The following is a 3388-nucleotide window of genomic DNA, read 5'->3' as shown; positions in this document are numbered from 1 at the left end:
ATCGCCGAGGTCGAGGCCGCCGGCGGTATGGCACAGGCGATTTCGGAGGGTATCCCGAAGCTGCGCATCGAGGAGGCGGCTGCCCGCACCCAGGCGCGCATCGACTCGGGCCGCCAGCCGGTGATCGGTGTCAACAAGTACCAGGTGACCGAAGATCACGAGATCGAGGTCCTCAAGGTCGAGAACTCGCGTGTGCGGGCGGAGCAGCTCGCCAAGCTCGAGCAGCTGCGAGCCGATCGTGACGAGGACGCCACCCGCGCCGCACTCGAGGCGCTCACCCGCGCCGCCGGTGCGCAGAGCCAGGGTCTCGAGAACAACCTGCTCGCGCTGGCCATCGACGCGGCGCGCGCGAAGGCCACGGTCGGCGAGATCTCCGACGCCCTGGAGAAGGTCTTCGGCCGCCACCAGGCCGAGATCCGTACGATCAGCGGCGTGTACCGCGACGAGGCCGGCAAGGCCACCAACATCACCGCCGCGACCGAGCTGGTCGAGAAGTTCGCCGAGGAGGAGGGCCGCCGCCCGCGCATCCTCGTCGCGAAGATGGGCCAGGACGGTCACGACCGCGGCCAGAAGGTGATCGCCACGGCCTTCGCCGACCTCGGATTCGACGTCGACGTGGGACCGCTGTTCCAGACCCCCGAAGAGGTCGCCCAGCAGGCGGCCGACAACGACGTGCACGTCATCGGCGTGTCGTCGTTGGCCGCGGGTCACCTCACGCTGGTCCCTGCTCTCAAGCAGGCACTGGCCGAGGTGGGCCGCGAGGACATCATGGTCGTCGTCGGTGGTGTCATCCCGCCGGGTGACTTCGACGAACTCTACGCGGCGGGTGCGGCGGCGATCTTCCCGCCCGGCACGGTGATCGCCGATGCGGCGAGCGGTCTGCTGACCAAGCTCGCCGCGCAGCTCGGCCACCACCTCGGAGGCTGACGTCGGCATGAGCGACACCTCGGTCGGCGCCGCGCAGACCCGCCGACGTCAGGTCGACGTCGACGCCCTGGCCGGGGCCGTGCTCGCCAACGAGCGGGCCGGCCTCGCCCGGGCGATCACGTTGATCGAGTCGAACCGCGACGACCATCGGGAGCAGGCGCAGCAGCTGCTGTTGCGCCTGCTCCCGCAGGCGGGCAACGCGATTCGTGTCGGGATCACGGGTGTGCCCGGGGTCGGCAAGTCGACCTTCATCGACGCGCTGGGCATGTATCTGCTCGAGCAGGGACATCGAGTCGCGGTGCTGGCCGTCGACCCGTCGTCGACTCGCACGGGCGGATCGATTCTCGGCGACAAGACGCGAATGGCGCGTCTCGCGGTGCAGCGGGACGCCTACATCCGGCCGTCGCCGTCGGCCGGCACCCTCGGTGGGGTCGCGAAGGCCACCCGCGAGACGATGGTGCTGCTCGAGGCCGCCGGATTCGACGTGATCCTCGTCGAGACCGTCGGTGTCGGGCAATCCGAGGTCACCGTGGCGAACATGGTCGACACGTTCTGCTTCCTGACCTTGGCCCGTACCGGCGACCAACTGCAGGGCATCAAGAAGGGCGTGCTCGAACTCGCCGATCTCGTCGCCGTCAACAAGGCCGACGGAGAGTTCGAACGCGACGCGCGGGTCGCCGCCCGCGAACTCGCCGGTGCGATGCGGATGGTGCATCCGCACGACGCGATCTGGAAGCCGCCGGTGATCACCATGAGCGGCATGACCGGCAACGGTCTGGACACTTTCTGGAACACGGTGCTCGACCACAAGAAGGTCCTCACCGAGGCGGGCATGTTCGACGAGAACCGTCGTCGGCAGCAGGTGGACTGGACGTGGACGATGGTGCACGACCAGCTGTTGCGTCGCCTCGAGACGTCGCCGCGCGTGCGGGCGATCCGCAAGGATGTCGAGTCCGGGGTGCGCGACGGATCGCTCACCGCCGCGCTCGCCGCCCGGCGGTTGCTCGATGCGTTCGACGGGGTGGACGACCCCGGAACTTCGGGCGAGGGCTCCTGACCGCATGAGCCGCCGCGTGATCGCGTCGCCGTCCTCGGTGCGTTCGCGATCGTCGCGGCGGCTCATCTCGTCTCCCGGCTCACGTACATCGCGGTCCAGGTCCCGATCGTGCGCGGTGTGCTCACCGCGCACGATCGGCGCGGACGGGCTACAGGTCGAGTAGTTCCTTGGCGACGGTCACGGATGTCGGGGCGTCGAGCGATGGATGGTCGCCCCACTGACCGCCCGTGATCGACACCTCCACCTCGGGGAGCTGGATCTGCGTGACCGAGACGGCGGCGACGGAGACGGCCTGTCCCATGGTGTAGGCGATGCCCCCGGCGGCCTCGATGTCGGCGTCGGGAATCGGTTCGAGACCGCCGGTTTCGAGGTCGCTCGCCGACGGGACGGTGCCCGAGCCCGGAGCCAGGACGATCTCCACCGACCGGATCTCGTCGAGGCTCGTCGCGCTGTCCGGGGTCTCCCACGAGCAGTAGACGCTGTACTCGTCCACACCGCTCGACGAACGCAGGGTCAGACCTTCGATGTACGTGGCGACGGCGGGCGCGACATCGTCGCACGAACCGAAGCGGGCGAGGATGTCGCTGCCGAGTCCGGTCGGTTCGCCGACGGTGTCGGCGTCGAAGGGCTCGGTGTCGGTGGTTGCAGTATCCGAGGCCGTGGTGTCCGGTGCGGTGGCGGACGAGGCGTCGTCGCCGGAGGAGCAGGCGCCGAGGACCAGGGCGCCGGCGAGGGCCGCGGATGCGACCGCGTAACGGGTGGGATTCACACGGCGCATCGTAGCGTCCGTACGAGCTGTATGTGATCTTGGTTCCACAGGGGAGATCGACGGCCGCGACACCGGGTGCTACAGCCCGAGAAGCTGTTTGGCGACCGCCACGCCGCCCGCCGGATCGAGGACCGACGCGGTGTCGCGGCCGCCGACGGTGATCGACACCGACGCCTGCGGAAGTTCGACGCCGGTCGCGGTGAAGGCGGTGCCGGCCAGGTTGATCGGCATGCTGTGCGCGAATCCGCCGGCGGCCTCGATGGCAGTGTCGGGAAGCGCCACGAGGCCGGTCTTCGCGGCGGTGGCAGGGGTGACGGTCTCGGGTTCGACGACGACCGCGACGGAACGGAGCCCGGAGGGCGGTTCACCGGCTGTGGCCTCCCATACACAGTTCACCCGTCGGGTGCTCACGATGCCGCCGGGGGCGGGGGTCAGCCCGTCGATGTAGCGCTCGAGGGGTGCGCCGATGGCCTCGCAACTCGGGTAGTTCTGTGTGATCTTCACCAGATACGGCGATTCGGCCGCGGCGGACGTCGGAGAACCGATATCGGCTGCATTGCGGATGTCGACCGTGGAATCCTCGGAGGAGCAGGCCGTCAGAGCCACACCGGCAGTGAAGAAGACGAAGGCACTCT

Annotated in this window: 4 protein-coding genes; 2 read left to right on the top strand and 2 right to left on the bottom strand. The window is 69.2% G+C overall.

Annotated elements, in window-relative coordinates:
• Together R1101_RS0119160 and meaB are read left to right on the top strand one after the other, a co-directional pair.
• On the top strand, positions 1-927 hold a 927-nt coding region (locus tag R1101_RS0119160; RefSeq protein ID WP_016934944.1), incomplete at its 5' end, for a methylmalonyl-CoA mutase family protein.
• A gap of 7 nt (positions 928-934) precedes the next feature.
• Entirely contained in the window at positions 935-1984 is a 1050-nt protein-coding gene (meaB, locus tag R1101_RS0119155) for a methylmalonyl Co-A mutase-associated GTPase MeaB (protein WP_016934943.1), read from the top strand.
• Between the two features lie 148 nt (positions 1985-2132).
• Here the strand turns inward: meaB and R1101_RS0119150 are convergent, their stop codons facing one another.
• Both R1101_RS0119150 and R1101_RS29290 read right to left on the bottom strand, forming a co-directional pair.
• Complete coding sequence (locus tag R1101_RS0119150; protein WP_016934942.1) at positions 2133-2762, bottom strand: hypothetical protein; 630 nt, start codon at positions 2760-2762, stop codon at positions 2133-2135.
• 69 nt (positions 2763-2831) lie between these two features.
• Positions 2832-3388 (bottom strand): hypothetical protein (locus R1101_RS29290; RefSeq protein WP_016934941.1); only part of this gene is annotated, 557 nt, incomplete at its 5' end.

The organism is Rhodococcus sp. R1101 (assembly GCF_000278445.1).
Lineage (GTDB): Bacteria > Actinomycetota > Actinomycetes > Mycobacteriales > Mycobacteriaceae > Rhodococcus > Rhodococcus gordoniae.
Note: the sequence above shows the minus strand (reverse complement) of the source record. Positions and strands in the feature narration are given on the sequence as shown.